The following is a 16972-nucleotide window of genomic DNA, read 5'->3' on the forward strand; positions in this document are numbered from 1 at the left end:
GCCTACAGTCCCTTGATCGTGAGGGTGATGGTGGAGCCCTCGGGAGCGGTGGAGCCGCCCTCGGCGGACTGGCCGGAGACCGTGTCGCCGAGGAAGGGGAAGGTCTTCTCGACCTTCACGTCGAAGCCCGCCGCCTCCAGCTTCCCGCGCGCGGTGTCGGTCGAGTCGCCCACGACGTCGGGGACCTCGATCATCCGAGGGCCCTTGGAGACGGTGAGGGTGATCGTGTCGCCCTTCGCGGCGCGGCTGCCCTCCGCGAGGGACTGGGCGGCGACCGTGCCGGCCGCCTCGGGCGAGTGGATCCGCTCGGTCGCGACCCGCACGGTGAGACCGGCGTCCTGGAGCGTGCCGGTGGCCTCGGCCACCGAATCCCCGGTCACGTCCGGGACGTCGATCGGGACGCCCTTGCTCACGACGAGGGCGACGGCCGAGTCCGGGCTGCGCTCCGTGCCGGGCTCCGGGTCGGAGCTGATCACGGCGCCCTGCGCGATGTCCTGGCTGAACGAGGTGGTGACGACGCCGGCGGCCAGGCCCTCCTTCGCCAGGAGCCGCTTGGCCTCCGCGAGCGGCTTCCCCTTGAGGTTCGGCACCTTCACGATCCGGGGCCCCCGGGAGACCGTGAGCGTGACCGTGCCGTTGCCACGGATCCGCTCGCCGGAGGCGGGGTCGCTGGCCATGACCGTGCCGCGCTCGTAGACGTCGCTGAACGCGCGCTTGGACGCGCCGACGTCGAGACCGGCGTCGGTGAGCCGCTTCGTGGCCTGGGCCTCGGTCTGGCCGAGGACGGCAGGGACACGCGTGAACTGGCCGGAATTGATGTACCAGACGCCCGCGCCGATCCCGAGAGCCAGCAGGACGGCGGCGATCACGAGCAGCGGGCCGCGGGGACGGCGCGTCCCGCGCCGGGGCTCCGGGCGGGGCTCGGGCGGTGGCATGGGCAGCCGGCTGGTGTGCTGGACCGGCTGCGCCTCGGGAGGCAGCGTGGCCCGGGGGATGACGCTGGTGCGCTCCTCGGGGCCCGCCCCGGCGACCTCGTCCTGGGAGTGCGCCTGGGAGTGCGCCTGCGGCGGTACGGCGTCCAGCTGCTCGTCCCCGAGCGTGGCGCGGGCCTCCCGGGTCAGGGCCAGGAGCGCGACGGCGTCGTACGGGCGGACCTCGGGGTTGCGGGCCGTGGCGCTCGCCACCAGCTCGTCCAGTTCGAGGGCGAGCCCCGGGACGGCGGCGGACGGGGCCGGGACGTCGGTGTTCAGGTGCTGGTAGAGGACCTGCGCGGGGGTCTCCCCGGCATGCGGCTTGCCGCCGGTCAGCATCTCGTACAGGACGACACCGCAGGCGTACACGTCGGCGCGGGTGTCCGCGGTGCCGTGCTCGATCTGCTCGGGCGCCAGGTACGAGACGGTGCCGAGGACGGAGCCGGTGGTGTTCGTGGCCGAGCCGACGGCCCGTACGAGACCGAAGTCGGCGACCTTGACCCGGCCGTCGTCCCCTATCAGGACGTTCTCCGGCTTCATGTCCCGGTGCACGAACCCGGCCCGGTGCGCGGCCCCCAGCGCGGCGAGCACCGGCTCCAGGATGTCGAGCGCCGCCCGCGGCTGCAGGGCCCCGCGCTCGCGCAGCACGTCGCGCAGGGTGCACCCGGCGACGTACTCCATGGCGAGATAGACGTACGCGCCGTCCGCGCCCTGGTCGAAGACCCCCACGACATTGGGGTGCGAGAGCCGGGCGACGGACTTCGCCTCGCGGATGAACCGCTCGACGAAGGTGGCGTCCGTGGCGAGCGCCGGATGCATCACCTTGAGCGCGAGCACCCGGTCGAGGCGGATGTCGACGGCCCGGTAGACCGTGGCCATCCCGCCGACGGCGACGCGCGCGTCGACGCGGTAGCGGCCGTCGAGCAGCTGCCCGACGAGGGGGTCCTGAAGGGTCGTGTCCACGGCCCCGAGTTTACGAGCCGGTGAGGACACCCCGTCCCCACCGGCCGTGACCGCAGCACACCTGTGACGTGCGGAACGGGTTCCCGGGCGCTCAGAACGCCGGGCGTTCCGGGTCCAGGGCCGCGCGGCCCTCCGTCGGCGAGGAGGCCTCGGCGAAGTGGCGGCGCGGGATCCGGCCCGCCCGCCACGCCAGGCGGCCCGCCTCGACCGCGTGCCGCATCCCCTCGGCCATCAGCACCGGCTCCTGCGCCCGCGTGACCGCGGAGGCCAGCATGACCGCCGCGCAGCCCAGCTCCATCGCCAGCGCGGCGTCCGAGGCCGTGCCCGCCCCCGCGTCCAGGATCACCGGCACCCCCGCCCGCTCGACGATCAGCTGGAAGTTGTGCGGGTTGCGGATCCCGAGCCCCGAGCCGATCGGCGAGCCCAGCGGCATGACCGCGGCGCACCCCACGTCCTCCAGCTTCCGCGCGAGGACCGGGTCGTCGTTCGTGTACGGCAGGACCGTGAATCCGTCGTCCACCAGCGTCTCCGCCGCGTCGAGCAGCTCGACCGGATCCGGCAGCAGGGTCCGCTCGTCGGCGACGACCTCCAGCTTGATCCAGTCGGTGCCCAGCGCCTCCCGCGCGAGGCGTGCGGTCAGGACCGCCTCGCCCGCCGTGAAGCAGCCCGCCGTGTTCGGCAGGACCCGGATGGAGAGCCGGTTCAGGACGGACAGCACGGAGCCCTGCACGGTCGGGTCGAGACGCCGCATGGCGACGGTCGTCAGCTCCGTACCGCTGGCGACCAGCGAACGTTCGAGGACGTCCAGGCTCGGCGCGCCGCCCGTGCCCATGATCAGGCGGGACGAGAACTCCGTACCCCCGAGGAGGAAGGTGTCGTCGGACATCGCGCTCAGCCCCCCTGCACCGCGGTGAGGACCTCGACCCGGTCGCCCTCGCCGAGGACGGTCGCGGACCACTGGCTGCGCGGCACGACCGTCTCGTTGACGGCCGCGGCCACGCCCGACGGCGCCGCCGTCAGCGTCGCGACCAGGGAGTCGAGGGTCGTGGGCGCGGTGAGGACGCGTGCCTCGCCGTTGACGCAGACGTTCATGCGGGCTGCTCCTGACGTACGTGAGCGGGGGAGAAGCGGCGGGGGGTGAAGGGGCGGGCCTCGTCCGGAAGCACGCCGGTGGCGAGGGCGTCGGCCATCACGTCGCCGGTCACGGGAGTGAGCAGGACCCCGTTGCGGTAGTGGCCGGTGGCCAGCTGGAGGCCGGGCAGCGCGGTCGGGCCGAGCAGCGGCGCGTTGTCCGGCGAGGCGGGCCGCAGACCCGCCCGGGTCTCGGTGAGCGGCAGCTCGGTGAGGCCGGGCACGAGCTCGTGGGCGTCGCGCAGCAGCTCGTAGACCCCGCCCGCCGTGACGGTGGTGTCCCAGCCCAGCTCCTCGCTGGTCGCGCCGACCACCAGCTCGCCGTTCGCGCGCGGCACCAGGTAGACGTGGCTGCCGCGCACGACGGCCCGGACGGTGCGGGACAGGAACGGCGCGTACGCGCGCGGCACGCTCAGCCGCAGGACCTGTCCCTTGACCGGGCGTACGGGAGGCAGGACCTCGTCCGGTACGCCGGCCAGCCGGCCGCTCAGGCTGCCCGCGGCCAGCACGACCTGGTCCGCGTCGAGCGCGTCGCCGTCCGCGAGCAGCACGCCCGCCGCCCGGTCCCGTACCACCGTCAGCCGCTCCGCGAGTACCCGGTGGAAGACCACCCCGGCCCGTTCGCAGGCGGTGACGAGCGCGGCCGCGAGCCGGCGCGGATCGACCTGGTGGTCGCCGTCGACCCGCAGTCCGCCGCGTACCCCCGGCGCCAGCATCGGCTCCAGGCGGCGGCACTCGCGTCCGCTGAGCCATTCCGACTCCAGGCCGCAGCGCGTCTGCAGGGCGTGCAGCTCACGCAGATGCGCCCGGTCGTCGGAGTCGAGCGCGACGGCGAGCGTGCCGCAGGCCCGGTAGCCCACGTCCTGTCCCGTGGCGTCCTCGAGCTCGGCGACGAAGCCGGGATAGCGGCGCGCGGAGGCCAGGTTGAGAGCGAGGAGGGTCTCCTCGCCGTAGTGGAGTTCGGTGACGGCGGCGAGCATGCCGGCAGCCACCTGGGCGGCCCCGCCGCCCGGCTCGGGGTCCACGACCGCGGTGCGCAGCCCGCGCTGCGCGGCCCGCCAGGCCGTGACCAGGCCGATGATTCCGCCCCCGATGACGAGGACGTCGGATGTACTGCATGTACGCGACATGGGCGTCCAGCCCCTCCCTTCGCCGGCATGACCCGGATCAGGTTCGTACGGTCGGAGGCCGGCCAGCCTCCCTCTCAGCCCGGTGCGTCCGGGCTCCCGCGAGTGCTCTACGTTGACGGTCAGACTATCCCCAGCCCCCGACGCCCAGTAAGGGAGCCTGTCGGCGTCGAGTCCGGGATGCGGCAACCGGCTTCCTGACGATTCGTCAGGTGCGTAAGGTGATCGGGTGAGCGAGCAGAAGCAGGCACAGCAGCGGGTCGTGATCGTCGGCGCCGGGATGGCGGGGGTACAGACCGCCGTCGCCCTGCGCGAACAGGGCTTCACCGGCCCGGTCGTTCTCATCGGGGCCGAGCCGCACCAGCCCTACGACCGGCCGCCCCTGTCCAAGGCGGTCCTCCTCGGCAAGGCCGAGGACTCGGCCTTCGACGTCGACTTCGAGGCGCTCTCCGTCGATCTGCGCCTCGGTCTCGACGTGACCGGCCTGCGCCCCGACGACCACGAGATCGACACGGAGGCCGGGCCCGTTCCGTACGGCGTCCTGGTCCTCGCGACCGGCGCCGAGCCGGTCACCCTGCCCGGCACCGAGGGCGTGCCCGGAGTCCATCTGCTGCGCACCCTCGACGACGCCGCCCGCCTCAAGCCCGTCCTGGAACGGCGCCACGACATCGTGGTGGTCGGCGCCGGCTGGATCGGCGCCGAGTTCGCCACCGCCGCGCGCGAGGCGGGGTGCGCGGTCACCGTCGTCGAGGCCGCCGACCGCCCGCTCGCCGGCGCGCTGCCCGCCGAGGTCACCGCCCCGATGGTGCGGTGGTACGAGGAGAGCGGCGCCGAACTCCTCACCCACGCGCGCGTGGACCGGATCGAACCCGGCACGGTCGTCCTGGCCGACGGCCGGCGGCTGCCCGCCGACGCGGTCGTCGTCGGCATCGGCGCCCGGCCCGCCACCGGCTGGCTCGCCGGCTCCGGCATCGCCCTCGACGCGGGCGGCTCCGTCACCGCCGACGACCGGCTGCGCACCTCCCTGCCCGATGTGTACGCCGTCGGCGACTGCGCCTCCTTCCCCTCCGCCCGCTACGGCGAACGGCTCCTGGTCCACCACTGGGACAACGCCCTGCAGGGCCCGCGCACCGTCGCGGCCGACATCATCGGCGCCGCCCCCCAGGTCGACGCGGCCCCCCAGGTCTACGACCCGGTGCCCTACTTCTGGTCCGAGCAGTTCGGCCGCTTCGTCCAGTACGCCGGACACCACACGGGCGCCGCCGAACTGGTCCATCGCGGTGATTCGGCCGGGCCCTCCTGGTCCGCGCTCTGGCTGCGCGACGGCGTCCTGGTCGCCCTGCTCGCCGTCGGACGCCCCCGCGACCTGGCCCAGGGCCGCAAGCTGATCGAGTCCGGCACCCGGATCGACCCGGAGCGCGCCGCGGACCCGTCCGTCCCCCTGAAGGCGGCAGTCCTGTAGGGCCCGACTACCGACTGTCAGTCCGGGATGGCAGGCTTGTCCACGTGACCGAGATTGACGCAAGAATCGATGCTCTCGTCCCCGCCTGGCTCTACCTCCCCGACATCGCGGAAATGCTCGATGTCGAGGTGACGCGCGTCCGGCAGCTGGTCAAGGAGGGCCAGCTCATCGCCGTGCGCCGTGGTGAGAACCGGGCGCTTCAGGTGCCCGCCGCCTTCATCGACGGCGACAAGGTGGTCAAGGGTCTCTCCGGGACCCTGACGCTCCTGAAGGACGACGGCTTCACCGACGAAGAGATGCTGGAGTGGCTCTTCACTCCCGACCCGACCCTGCCGGGCACGCCCGCGCAGGCGCTGAGCGAGAATCGCGGCACGGAGGTGAAGCGCCGCGCCCAGGCGCTCGCCGTCTGACGCACCGAAGACACCACAGGAGGTTCCGTGGGGACCGGGCCCGCCCGGCCCCCACGGACCGCCGCACCCAACGGGGGGAAGCACCCATGTCCACGCCTCGCGAGCAGCTCGCCGACGCCCGGCTCTACCTGTGCACGGACGCCCGCAGGCGCCAGGGAGACCTGCCCGCCTTCCTGGACGCCGTGCTCTCCTCCGGCGTGGACATCGTGCAGCTGCGGGACAAGGGCATGGAGGCCGGCGAGGAGCTGGAGCACCTCGCCGTGTTCGCCGACGCGTGCCGTCGCCACGGCAAGCTGCTCGCCGTGAACGACCGGGCCGACGTCGCCCACGCCATCGGCTCCGACGTGCTGCACCTGGGCCAGGGCGACCTTCCCGTGCCCGCAGCCCGGGCGATCCTCGGCGACGAGGTGCTGATCGGCCGTTCCTGCCACGCCGAGTCCGAGGCCGCCGCGGCCGCCGCCGAGCCGGGCGTGGACTACTTCTGCACCGGCCCCTGCTGGCCCACCCCCACCAAGCCGGGTCGGTACGCGCCGGGGCTCGGCCTCGTGCGCTACGCGGCCGCGCTGGAGCAGGACCGGCCCTGGTTCGCCATCGGCGGCATCGACGAGACCAACCTCGACGAGGTCCTGGACGCCGGCGCGCGCCGGATCGTCGTCGTCCGGGCGATCACCGAGGCCGACGACCCGGCCGCGGCGACGGCCCGGCTGGCCAAGCGGGTCCGCGAGCGCCTGGCATAACGTCCGAGGGCCCGGTGCGCCCTCTTGGAGGTTGTCCAAAAACGTGTCCATTACTCGGACACCGCTTCATCGGCAGCAGCCCCCCGTCTAACCTGCCGATATGGCCCTTGGTACCGCTTCCACCCGCTCGGACCGCGCCCGCACGGTCCGCGACATTCTCGCCTCCGGCAAGCCCTCGTACTCGTTCGAGTTCTTCGCGCCCCGGACCGAGAAGGGCGAGCGGAGCCTCTGGAACGCCCTGCGCAGGGTCGAGGCGGTCGGGCCGAGCTTCGTCTCGGTGACCTACGGGGCCGGCGGCTCCACCCGCGGCGGGACGGTCAAGGCGACCCAGAAGATCGCCGGTGACACCACGCTCACCCCGGTCGCCCACCTCACCGCCGTCGACCACTCGGTCGCCGAACTGCGCAACGTCCTCGGCCAGTACGCCGACGCCGGCATCCGGAACATGCTCGCGCTGCGCGGCGACCCGCCGGGCGACCCGCTGGGGGAGTGGGTCGAGCACCCCGAGGGCGTGCGGTACGCCGCCGACCTGGTCCGGCTGATCAAGGAGTCCGGCGACTTCTGCGTGGGCGTCGCCGCCTTCCCCGAGATGCACCCGCGCTCCGATGACTGGGACACGGACATCCGTCACTTCGTGGACAAGTGCCGCGCGGGCGCGGACTACGCCATCACCCAGATGTTCTTCGATCCCGAGAACTATCTGCGGATGCGCGACAGCGTGGCGAAGGCCGGCTGCGACACGCCGATCATCCCCGAAGTCATGCCCGTGGTGAACGTGAAGACCCTCGACCGGCTGCCCCAGCTGAGCAACGCGCTCTTCCCCACGGATGTGAAAGAGCGCATCCTCGCCGTCAAGGACGATCCGGCCGCTGTACGCTCCATTGGCATCGAGTTCGCGACGGAGTTCTGCGCGCGTCTGCTCTCCGAGGGTGTCCCCGGACTGCACTTCATCACGCTGAACAACTCCACCGCGACGCTGGAGATCTACGAGAATCTCGGACTGCACGTGCAGTCGTGACCGGCGTACCCGCCCCAGACCCGCGGCGGTGGCCGTAGGAGAGGGGCGGGCATGGGGTGGACGGTCCTCTACATCGCGTTCGGTGTCGTGGCGTTGTGGCTGCTGGGTGAGGTGCTCCTGCAGTACAAGGCGCGGCTGCGCTGGCGCATGCTCGCCTTCTGCGGCTTCCTCGGGGTGGTCCTGGGCGTCCTGCTGCCCTCCGTTCTGGTGATCATCGTCGGGGCGGCCGCCTTCGCCGTGGGCCAGACCTATGTGACCCTGTCCTTCCGCCGCGGCTTCTCCACCGGCTGGGCGATCGGCGGGAGCCCGGGCGCGAGCCGGCGCCGCAGGTCCGGCCCGCCGGCCGCCGAGGCCGGCCCCACCCTGGAGGTCACCGACCTCGCCTACGAGCCGGTGGAGCCCTCGCCCGCCGAGACGACCGCGGTCTACGCGCCCGAGCCGATGCCCGACGACACCGGCCAGTACGGCGTCTACGACACCTCCTACGACCACGCGCAGGCCCAGCCCGAGCCGCAGCCCGCGTACGGCGGCTACGACGGCTACACGCAGGGGTACGAGCAGCCGGCCTACCCGCAGCAGGGGTATGAGCAGCCCGCCTACGACTACGGCACCGGCCAGCAGCAGTACGCCGCCTACTCCGACCCGTACATCGGCCCGGGCACCGACGGCCAGCAGTACACCTCGTACGACTACGGCACCGGCGGCCAGCAGCAGTACGCGGACCCCTACGCGCCCTCGTACACCTACGACACCCCGCCGGGCGGCGTGTGGGTGCCGCAGCAGCGCGACAGCGAGCAGCCCGCCGAGCATCCGCAGCAGCAGGGCCAGGAGTACTACGGCTACGGCAACGACCAGCAGTACCGGTACTGACCGCGGGACGGGCCTCTACCGCGAGCCGCGGAAGTCGTCGCCCTCCACGATCAGGCCCGCGACCAGCGCGCCCGACATGCCCGCGTGGGCCAGCCCGCCCCCGGGGTGGGACCAGCCGCCGGCGAAGTAGAGGCCGGGGAGCGGTGAGCGGTTGGCCGCGGGGAGGAACACGCCCCGGCCGCCCGCGAGCGCGGGGCCGGGGACCTCGGCGGTGCCCGTCTCCCGCAGGGTGTCCTCCGGGGTGCGGACCTCCTGCCGGAGCAGCCGCTCCCGGAGCCCTGGAACGGCCGACTCCGCCGCCGCGATCATCTCCTCGGCGATCTCCGCCCAGTCGTGCTCGGGGCGGAGCCGCACCGTCGCGGAGACCGTCACCGACTCGTGCGCGTCGTCGGGACGCAGCGCCGGATCGTCCGGCCGCAGCACGGTCACGGTGGGCCGGTCCCCGCTCGCGTGGACGACCGTGCGGTGCGCCGCGTCCGGCTCCCGGGCCCCGCGAAGGGCCAGACAGACCGTCATACGGCCCGTCAGGTCCCGCTCTTCTCCCAGGGCCGCCACCTGGTCCCGGTAGAGCGCGGGGACGGGCGCGCCCGCCACGACATGGTCCGCCTCGACGACCTCGCCCCCCTCCAGAAGGACGCCCGTCGCCCAGCCGTCCTTCTCCACCACCTCGACGACGGGGGTGTCGAAGACGAACTCCACCCGACGCTCCCGGCACCGCTCGTACACCGCGTCCGCGAGCGCCCGGATGCCGCCCTTCACGTACCAGGTGCCGAAGGTCTGCTCCATGTACGGCAGGACGGCGGCCGACGCGGGGGCGGTGGCCGGGTCGAAGCCGTAGGACCAGGCGTACGAGTCGAGGAGCGCCGTGAGCCGGGGGTCGCCCAGCTCCCGCGCGCCGATCTTGGCCAGCGTGTTCGTGGGGTGCCGCAGGATCCCCGCCTTCAGGGCCGGGTACGGCTCCCGGGCGAGCGGCGAGGTGTCCGCCGGCTGCGGCTCCTCCAGGAGCGGGCGCCGCGTGCGGTCCCACGCCTCACGCGCCCGGACCAGGAAGTCGCCCCAGCGCTCGCCGGCGCCCGCGCCGAGCGCCGCGTCCAGGGCCGAAACGGTCCCCGCGCGCGAGGCGTTGGGCAGGTCCACGCGGGTGCCGTCGGCGAAGACATGGCGGCTCGCCGGGTCGACCTGCGTCAGCTCGACGCGCTCCTCCAAGGGCTGCTTGCCGGTCTTGACGAACAGATCGCGGTAGACCGCGGGCAGGTGCAGCAGCCCGGGGCCGGTGTCGAAGGCGAACCCGTCCCACGCGAACCGGCGCACCGCACCGCCGTACGTCCCGCCGCGCTCGTACACCGTCACCCGGTGGCCCGCCACGGCCAGCCGGGCGGCCGCCGCCATGGCGCCCATGCCGGCGCCGATCACCACAATCCGTGCCATGTCAGCGACCTTATCGGCCGCCACCGACACCCCCGTCAGTCGGGCGGGCCCTGGGCTGTCGCCCCGGCGGTCGCCAGCCGTCTTTCCTCGCGGCGCTGCGCCCTTCGGCGCAGGAAGCGGCGGATGCTGCGGGCGAGGAAGACCAGTATCACCAGGCCGAGCCCGAGCAGGGCCGCCGCGACGACGGCCGCCGCCACCGGGTTGAAGATCGCGAAGGTGATGATCCCGGCGACCCCGAGATCCTCGGCCAGGCTCATGGCGACGTTGGAGAACGGCTCCGGCGAGGTGTTGATCGCCATCCGCGTCCCGGCCTTGACGAAGTGGCTCAACAGCGCGGTCGAGCCGCCCACCGCGCCCGCGGCCAGCTCCGGCAGCGAACCGGACTGCCCGGCGAGCAGAGCGCCGACGACCGCGCCGGCGATCGGCCGGATCACCGTATGGGCGGAGTCCCAGACGGAGTCGACATAGGGGATCTTGTCCGCCACCGCCTCGCAGAGGAAGAGCACGCCGGCCGCGATCAGGACGTCGGTGCGCTGCAGCGACTCGGGCACCTCGTCGGTGAGGCCGGTCGCGCCGAAGATGCCGAACAGCAGGACCACCGCGTACGCGTTGATCCCGCTCGCCCAGCCGCTGGTGAAGACCAAGGGGAGTACGGACACGCCCGTGATCGTAACCAGGCCTGAGTACCCGTACCTAGGGGACGAGATAAGTAGGTGCGCGGATAGGCCCCGACCTGCGAAGACGGAAGAGTAGGGGGCACGGAAGGGGCGCGGCTCCGCAACCGCCGACACGGGGCGGCGGATCGGGGCCGCGCGCCTGCCGGTACGGGGGTGCACGGGGGCACGGGGGTGCACGGGGGTGCACGGGGGTGCGAAAACGCCGGACGGCGAGGCTCGGGGGGATCGAGCCTCGCCGTCCGGCGTTGTGCGTCTCTGCGGCCGCTGACGGCCACTGACGGCAGCTAACGGCCGCTCACGCGCCCGTGCAGCAGCCGGGACAGCGCGCTGTGAACGTCGTCGATCGACCGCTCCCGCTGGAAGGCCTGCCAGTCCAGGGCGGCCACCAGGACCATCCCGACCAGCGCCGCCGCGGTCAGCGGGATGTCGATCTCCTCGCTCAGCTCGCCGTCCTCGACTCCCTCGCGCAGCACGCCCTCCACCACCGCGACCGCCTGCTGACGGACCACCAGGAGGGTCGAGTTCCAGGCCCGGTTGGTGCGCCACAGCTCGGCCACGTACAGCTGGGTGAAGGCCGGATAGCGGTCGATGAAGACCAGGCCGGCCCGGATCATCGCGTCCAGCGCGTCGACCCGGCTGCCGCCCCGCTTCGCCGTCTCCTCGGCCGCCTCCCGAAGGGAGGCGGTGAGCAGTCCGACGCCGTGCCGCAGCAGCTCCTCGAAGAGCTCGGTCTTGCTCTTGAAGTTGTAGTAGACCGTGCCCTTGGCGACGCCCGCGCGCTCGGCGATCTCGTCCACCGTGGTCGCCGAGAAGCCCTGCTCGGCGATGAGGGTGACGGCGGCCTCGTAGAGCTTCGCGCGCGTGGCCTGGCGTCTGGTGCTGCTGCTGTCCATGGGCTCGATTCTCACAGGTCTCGCGGGTGTCGCGGGTGGGGCGGTGGTCGCAGGAGAGGGTGTCACAGGGACAGGTCGGGGTGGAGCCGGTCCAGGGTCCACACCTGCTTGCGCCGGGCGGAGACGGCCGTCAGCGCCAGCGCGCCCACCGTGAACGCGGTCAGCACCGCGACCGCCTGCCAGACCGGCCCGATCCCGCCGCCCGTGATCAGCCGGCGCAGCGACTCGACCACGTAACTCATCGGCAGGAAGGGGTGGATCGCGTTGAAGAAGCCCGGACTGGTCTGCACGGGGTACGTACCGCCCGCCGAGGTCAGCTGGAGCATGAGCACGGCGAGCACCAGGATCCGGCCCGCCGCGCCGAAGCGGGCGTTGAGCCACTGGATGATCGCGGCGAAGCAGCAGGTCACCAGCGCCAGGAAGCCGACCGTGCCGGCCGCCCTGGTCATCTGGAGCCCGAGTCCCCAGTGCAGGACGGACATCAGCGCGGCGACCTGAAGCAGCCCGATGGCCGCGACCGGCAGCCAGCCTGCCAGGGCGATCCGCCAGGCGGAGGCGCCGGCGGCGAGGGCGCGCCGGTTGAGCGGCTGGATCAGCATGTACGCCACCATCGCGCCGACCCAGAGGGACAGCGGGATGAAGTACGGGGCGAAGCCCGTGCCGTAGTTGGGCGCCTTGTGGAGCGACTGGGAGGCGAGCTCGACGGGGTCGGCCATGACCTCCGTACGCCGGTCGCGCTCGGGCTTGTCGTAGTCGGGGATCTTGGCGACGCCGTCCTTGAGGCCGGTGGCCAGCTCACCCGAGCCGTCGGCCAGCTTGAACAGACCGCCGTCGAGGTCCCCTGCGCCCTTCTTGAGCTTGCCGACACCGGTGTCGAGCGTCGCGGAACCGGTCTTGGCGCTGGTGAGGCCCGTGTGCAGCTCGTCGGCGCCCTTGGCGACCTTCTGGGCCCCGGCGTTGAGGTCGTTGATCTTCTTGACGGCGCTCTCGAGGTCCTCGTCCAGGTGCGGGGCCGCCTTGGCCAGATCGTCCGCCTTCTTCTGGAGGTCGATGAGCCGGGTGTCCAGCGTCTTCAGATCGCCCTTGCTGTCCTTGGTCAGCTCGTGCAGGTCGTCGGCGATCTTCGCCACGTCGTCGGCCGTGACCTTGGCCTCCTTGAGGGCGGGGCAGGCCTTGAGGTCCGGCAGCGGGTTGTCCACGCACTCCTGCCGGTGGATCTCCTCCAGCTTGTCGTCGGCCAGATGCGCGGCGGCGCGCGCGACCGGCGCGCGCCTGGCCAGGTCTTCCAGGTTGTGGCGGACGGCCGCGGCGGAGTGGGAGACGAGCCGGGCGGTGTCGCCGATCGACTTGCCGTTGTTCTTCAGGTACGGGCGGACCTGCGCGGCCTTCTGGTTCACCTTGTCGGCGAGCGCCTGGGTGCCGTCGGCGACCTGCCGGGAGCCGGTCTCCAGCTCGCCCGCGCCCTTGTCGAGCTTCTTCAGACCGGAGGCCAGGTCGCCACTGCCGCTCTTGGCGTCCTTCAGCCCGTCGGCCAGGTTCTTGGAGCCCTGCTTGGCCTTGTCCACGCCCTGCTTGAGGTCTCCCGCGCCCTTGGCCGCCTCGGCGGTGGCGTCGTGGATGTCCGAGAAGGAGATGAAGATCTTGTCGAGGAAGCCGCGGGAGGACTTGGTGGAGGCGGCGGTGCGGACCTCGGAGAAGACCGTCCGGGAGATCTGCCCGACGATGTAGTTGTTGGCGTCGTTCGTGCGGACCTGCAGCGCGCCCGTCTCGGGGGAGTCGCCGGAGCTGGAGGCGATGCGGGCGCTGAAGTCGCCCGGCATGGTCAGCGAGAGGTAGTACGTCCCGTCCTCCACGCCCTTGCGGGCCTCGGCGTCGCTCACCTCGTGCCACGCGAAGACCTTGCTGTCCAGCAGGCCCTTGGTGATGTCGTCACCGGCGTTGATCTTCTTGCCGTCGGTGGTGGCGCCCTTGTCGTCGTTGACGAGTGCGACGGGTATCCGGTCGAGCCTGCTGTACGGGTCCCAGAAGGACCACAGGTACAGCGCGCCGTACAGCAGCGGCAGCAGCAGGATCGCGACGAGCGCGGCCCGCGGCAGCTTCCCCCTGCCGAACCGCTTCAGCTCAAGCGCGGCCAGTTTCGGCGAGCGCATCGGCTGCCCCCTCCTCGGTGGTGTCCTCTTCGTTTGCGATGTCGTCTTCGGACTCGGGCTCGGACTCGGGCTCGGGCTCAGACTCGGGCTCGGACTCGGGCTCGGCGTCGGTTTGCGCGTCGCCGTCCGTGGTCCGGGTGGTGACGCGCAGGGCGTCCTCGGGGGCCTCGCTGCACACCGCGAGCACGGTCGTCCCGGCGTCGGCGATCGAACGAAGCAGGGCCCAGGCCTCGGCCCGGTCGGCGTCCGAGAGTTTGAGGTCGGTGTCGTCGAGCGCGAGCAGCCGGGGCCTGCCGATCAGGGCGAGGGCGACCGACAGGCGCAGGGCCTCCAGGCGCTCCAGATCCCGTACGGAGGTCCGCTCGGCCTTCGGCAGGGCGTCCAGGTCGAGCCCGGACGCCTCCAGGGCCTCCTCGATCCGGGCACGGGTGGCGGCGGCCCGCTCGGCGGGCGGACGGATCAGGGCCCGGACGGCGCCGTCGTAGCGGCGCTGGAGCAGCGCGCGCTCGCGCAGGTGCTCGGCGACGGTGAAGGCGGGGTCGAGATCGCTGACCCCGGGCACCGGGCCGAGCGCGCTGATGCGGCGCACGGCGGCCATCTTGCGGGGCAGGCGCAGCCCGGCGACCTCGGCGTGGCCCTCCTGGGGCTTCATCCGGCCGGTGAGCGCGAGCAGCAGGCAGGTGCGGCCCGAGCCGGACGGTCCCTCGATCGCCACGAGCGAGCCGGGGTCGGCCCGGAAAGCCACCTCGCGGAACGCCCAGCCGCGCGGCCCCTTCAGCCCGAATCCGTCCGCGACGACGGCGGCGCCGTGCGGCTCCTCCGGGTTCGCTTCCACCGGTCCACCCCCACATTCCCCATTTTTGAACTGACCAGTCAGTGCAAAAACTTACCCCCGCGATGTCGATCCAGGCAAAAGGCCAGGTCAGCGTGATTGTCAGTGGGGCCCTTCACGATGGACACATACGGACACAGAGCCGTCACACGACGACAGGAGGCTCGTCATGACCAGCTCCTCCGCAGCAGCCGCACCCCGGCGCCGCGCCGCCGGCCGCCCTGCCCCCGCACTGTCCGGACCCCCGTCCGACATCCACCCCGTGCTGCGCCGTTCCACCGCGCCGCCCGCCGCACTCGACCTGCTCGCCCAGGCCCGCGCCGGCCTCGACGAGGCCGCCGCCTTCGACGTCCCCAACGAGCGGTACGCCACCGCCCACCTCGCCGCGCTGCGCACCGCCGCGGCCGTGCTCGCCGCCCGGGGCAGGCCCGAGACCGATCCGCGCAAGCGGGCCCGGATCCGCAGCGCCTGGGAGGTGCTGCCCGAGATAGCGCCCGAGCTCACCGAGTGGAGCGCCCTGTTCGCCTCCGGAGCCGGCCGCCGGGCGCGGGCCGAGGCGGGCATACCGGGGGCGGCGAGCCGCCGGGACGCCGACGACCTGATCCGCGACGCCGCGATGTTCCTGCGCCTGGTCGAGCGGCTCCTCGTCCTCCAGCCGGTGCTGCCCCGCCAGACCGGCGCCGACGAGGTGGCGGGATGACGGGGAAGAACGGGGAAGCGCACCCGAGGCCATAGGGTGGGCAGCGTTCGTGCACCGTCATCGAGGAGTCAACAGCCGTGTCGGACCCTTCCCCTGTCTTCGGTCGAGAGGCGTCGTCGCGCCCGTCGCGCGCCTCCCTTCGCACGGCCGTCGTCTGGGACGTCCTCAAGGACGCCCTCGACCGCCGGGTCAAGGCCACCGGGAAGGACAGCCTCGATGTCCTCGACACGGGCGGCGGCTCCGGGAACTTCGCGGTGCCGGTGGCCCGCCTCGGACACCGCGTCACGGTCGTCGACCCCAGCCCCAACGCCCTGTTCGCGCTGGAGCGCAGGGCCGCCGAGGCCGGCGTCGCCGAGCGGGTCAGTGGGGTCCAGGGCGACATCCACGGCCTCTTCGACGTCGTCGGACGCGAGGGCTACGACGTGGTGCTCTGCCACGGCGTCCTGGAGTACGTGGACGACCCGGCCGAGGGCGTACGCAACGCGGTCGAGGCGCTGCGGGCCGGAGGCGCGCTCAGCCTGCTCGCCGCGGGCGTCGGCGGCGCCGTCCTCGCCCGCGCGCTGGCCGGCCACTTCACCGAGGCCCGCACGGCCCTGAGCGACCCGGCCGGACGCTGGGGCGACGGCGACCCGGTGCCCCGCCGCTTCACCGCGGACCAGCTCACCGAGCTGGCGGGCGGGGCCGGTCTGGATGTGGGCGCGGTGCACGGCGTACGGGTCTTCGCCGACCTGGTTCCCGGCGTCCTGGTCGACACCGAGCCCGGCGCCGCGGAGTCCCTGCTCAAGCTGGAGGTGGCCGCGGCGGAGCTGCCTTCCTTCCACGCCATCGCCACCCAGCTGCACGTCCTGGGCGAGAAGCGCGCCTGAAACGCGGTCGGCGGCACGTCCGGGGCCCGCTCCGGACATGCCGCCGGGTGTGCTGATCAGCGACGCAACCGCACATGGAGTACGCCACAGGACGCCCGATCGGGGCGTTCGCCCCGTATGATCGGGGGACACCATCCGGCATGACAGGCAAGGCGCTGGGGAATCAACGCCTCAGCAACCCGAACCGCATGGCGGCCCGGATTGGCGATTGGCGTTGAGGGCGGGTTTCACGGGGGCGATTCCCTGCCTATCCTGAAAGGGCCGCATCCCGGTCGCCCCCGCGACCGACGACTAGGAGGACTCCGTGCCGCTCTCGGAGCACGAGCAGCGAATGCTCGAGCAGATGGAGCGAGCGCTGTACGCCGAAGATCCCAAGTTCGCGACAGCGCTCGAGGGAAGCGGGCTGCGTACGTACACCCGGCGACGGGTCTACCAGGCGGTCGCCGGCTTCCTGGTGGGAATCGCGCTCCTCATGGCTGGAATGGTCGCTCAGCAGATCTGGATCAGCGTGGTGGGGTTCCTCGTCATGCTGGGCTGCGCGGTGCTCGCGGTCACCGGATGGCGCAAGGCGCCCAAGCCGGGTGAGCAGCAGGTGAAGGGCGGGGCGGCGGCCGGAGGCCGTCAGACCCGACAGCGCCGCTCGATGATGAACCGGATCGAGGAACGGTGGCAGCGCCGCCGCGACGAGCAGCAGGGCGGCGGCCACTGACGGCGCCCTGAGGGCCCCTGGCCCCCTA

General features: G+C 72.8%; 17 protein-coding genes and 1 riboswitch. Of the genes, 8 read left to right on the plus strand and 9 right to left on the minus strand.

Annotated elements, in window-relative coordinates:
- Positions 1–2: 2 nt before the first annotated feature.
- From pknB to thiO, 4 genes are all read right to left on the minus strand, one after another.
- A complete protein-coding gene (pknB, locus tag FDM97_RS09165) occupies positions 3–1934 on the minus strand; it encodes a Stk1 family PASTA domain-containing Ser/Thr kinase (RefSeq protein WP_175439070.1) in 1932 nt (643 codons plus the stop codon).
- Positions 1935–2025: 91 nt separating this feature from the next.
- Positions 2026–2820, minus strand: coding sequence for a thiazole synthase (locus FDM97_RS09170; RefSeq protein ID WP_137989904.1), 795 nt, complete (start codon positions 2818–2820; stop codon positions 2026–2028).
- Between the two features lie 5 nt (positions 2821–2825).
- Positions 2826–3026 (minus strand): sulfur carrier protein ThiS, encoded by a 201-nt coding sequence (gene thiS / locus FDM97_RS09175; RefSeq protein ID WP_137989905.1) that lies wholly within the window; start codon positions 3024–3026, stop codon positions 2826–2828.
- Positions 3023–4195, minus strand: coding sequence for a glycine oxidase ThiO (thiO, locus tag FDM97_RS09180; protein ID WP_137989906.1), 1173 nt, complete (start codon positions 4193–4195; stop codon positions 3023–3025). The genes thiS and thiO overlap by 4 nt, the downstream gene beginning before the upstream one ends.
- A riboswitch (TPP riboswitch) is annotated at positions 4193–4305 on the minus strand. Its footprint overlaps the gene before it by 3 nt.
- Positions 4306–4421: 116 nt before the next feature.
- Here thiO and FDM97_RS09185 point away from each other — a divergent pair.
- The 5 genes from FDM97_RS09185 (at position 4422) to FDM97_RS09205 (ending at position 8689) form a co-directional block, all read left to right on the plus strand.
- Positions 4422–5654: an NAD(P)/FAD-dependent oxidoreductase gene (locus FDM97_RS09185; RefSeq protein WP_137989907.1), complete on the plus strand. Its 1233-nt coding sequence runs from the start codon at positions 4422–4424 to the stop codon at positions 5652–5654.
- Positions 5655–5698: 44 nt separating this feature from the next.
- Entirely contained in the window at positions 5699–6064 is a 366-nt protein-coding gene (locus tag FDM97_RS09190; protein WP_137989908.1) for an Rv2175c family DNA-binding protein, read from the plus strand.
- An 86-nt stretch (positions 6065–6150) separates the two neighbouring features.
- On the plus strand, positions 6151–6801 hold the full coding sequence (gene thiE / locus FDM97_RS09195; protein WP_137989909.1) for a thiamine phosphate synthase: 651 nt from the start codon (positions 6151–6153) through the stop codon (positions 6799–6801).
- 100 nt (positions 6802–6901) lie between these two features.
- On the plus strand, positions 6902–7819 hold the full coding sequence (metF, locus tag FDM97_RS09200; protein ID WP_137989910.1) for a methylenetetrahydrofolate reductase [NAD(P)H]: 918 nt from the start codon (positions 6902–6904) through the stop codon (positions 7817–7819).
- A gap of 51 nt (positions 7820–7870) precedes the next feature.
- The gene (locus tag FDM97_RS09205; RefSeq protein ID WP_137989911.1) at positions 7871–8689 is read left to right on the plus strand and encodes a hypothetical protein; all 819 of its coding nucleotides are present in this window, start codon (positions 7871–7873) and stop codon (positions 8687–8689) included.
- Positions 8690–8704: 15 nt separating this feature from the next.
- Here FDM97_RS09205 and FDM97_RS09210 read toward each other — a convergent pair whose 3' ends face one another.
- From FDM97_RS09210 to FDM97_RS09230, 5 genes are all read right to left on the minus strand, one after another.
- On the minus strand, positions 8705–10117 hold the full coding sequence (locus FDM97_RS09210; RefSeq protein WP_175439071.1) for a phytoene desaturase family protein: 1413 nt from the start codon (positions 10115–10117) through the stop codon (positions 8705–8707).
- Positions 10118–10152: 35 nt separating this feature from the next.
- Entirely contained in the window at positions 10153–10776 is a 624-nt protein-coding gene (locus FDM97_RS09215; RefSeq protein ID WP_137989912.1) for a DUF4126 domain-containing protein, read from the minus strand.
- 302 nt (positions 10777–11078) lie between these two features.
- Complete coding sequence (locus FDM97_RS09220) at positions 11079–11687, minus strand: TetR/AcrR family transcriptional regulator (RefSeq protein WP_137989913.1); 609 nt, start codon at positions 11685–11687, stop codon at positions 11079–11081.
- 62 nt (positions 11688–11749) lie between these two features.
- Positions 11750–13837, minus strand: coding sequence for a YhgE/Pip family protein (locus FDM97_RS09225; RefSeq protein WP_137989914.1), 2088 nt, complete (start codon positions 13835–13837; stop codon positions 11750–11752).
- Positions 13809–14672, minus strand: coding sequence for an ATP-binding cassette domain-containing protein (locus FDM97_RS09230; protein ID WP_137989915.1), 864 nt, complete (start codon positions 14670–14672; stop codon positions 13809–13811). The genes FDM97_RS09225 and FDM97_RS09230 overlap by 29 nt, the downstream gene beginning before the upstream one ends.
- A gap of 166 nt (positions 14673–14838) precedes the next feature.
- On the opposite strand from FDM97_RS09230, the gene FDM97_RS09235 reads away from it, so the two are divergent.
- From FDM97_RS09235 to FDM97_RS09245, 3 genes are all read left to right on the plus strand, one after another.
- Positions 14839–15369 carry an SAV_6107 family HEPN domain-containing protein gene (locus tag FDM97_RS09235; RefSeq protein ID WP_137989916.1) on the plus strand — a complete coding sequence of 177 codons (531 nt, stop codon included), beginning with the start codon at positions 14839–14841 and terminating at the stop codon, positions 15367–15369.
- 77 nt (positions 15370–15446) lie between these two features.
- A complete protein-coding gene (locus FDM97_RS09240; RefSeq protein ID WP_137989917.1) occupies positions 15447–16235 on the plus strand; it encodes a methyltransferase in 789 nt (262 codons plus the stop codon).
- Between the two features lie 304 nt (positions 16236–16539).
- The gene (locus FDM97_RS09245) at positions 16540–16944 is read left to right on the plus strand and encodes a DUF3040 domain-containing protein (protein ID WP_137989918.1); all 405 of its coding nucleotides are present in this window, start codon (positions 16540–16542) and stop codon (positions 16942–16944) included.
- Positions 16945–16972 lie beyond the last annotated feature (28 nt).

This window comes from Streptomyces vilmorinianum (genome assembly GCF_005517195.1).
Taxonomy (GTDB): domain Bacteria; phylum Actinomycetota; class Actinomycetes; order Streptomycetales; family Streptomycetaceae; genus Streptomyces; species Streptomyces vilmorinianum.

Bases quoted from the DNA above. Each gene is read 5' to 3' on its own strand.
- metF (WP_137989910.1), top strand. From the start codon at position 6,902: ATGGCCCTTGGTACCGCTTCCACCCGCTCGGACCGCGCCCGCACGGTC.
- thiE (WP_137989909.1), top strand. From the start codon at position 6,151: ATGTCCACGCCTCGCGAGCAGCTCGCCGACGCCCGGCTCTACCTGTGC.
- FDM97_RS09210 (WP_175439071.1), bottom strand. From the start codon at position 10,117: ATGGCACGGATTGTGGTGATCGGCGCCGGCATGGGCGCCATGGCGGCG.
- thiS (WP_137989905.1), bottom strand. From the start codon at position 3,026: ATGAACGTCTGCGTCAACGGCGAGGCACGCGTCCTCACCGCGCCCACG.
- FDM97_RS09205 (WP_137989911.1), top strand. From the start codon at position 7,871: ATGGGGTGGACGGTCCTCTACATCGCGTTCGGTGTCGTGGCGTTGTGG.
- FDM97_RS09220 (WP_137989913.1), bottom strand. From the start codon at position 11,687: ATGGACAGCAGCAGCACCAGACGCCAGGCCACGCGCGCGAAGCTCTAC.
- FDM97_RS09225 (WP_137989914.1), bottom strand. From the start codon at position 13,837: ATGCGCTCGCCGAAACTGGCCGCGCTTGAGCTGAAGCGGTTCGGCAGG.
- FDM97_RS09170 (WP_137989904.1), bottom strand. From the start codon at position 2,820: ATGTCCGACGACACCTTCCTCCTCGGGGGTACGGAGTTCTCGTCCCGC.
- FDM97_RS09235 (WP_137989916.1), top strand. From the start codon at position 14,839: ATGACCAGCTCCTCCGCAGCAGCCGCACCCCGGCGCCGCGCCGCCGGC.
- thiO (WP_137989906.1), bottom strand. From the start codon at position 4,195: ATGTCGCGTACATGCAGTACATCCGACGTCCTCGTCATCGGGGGCGGA.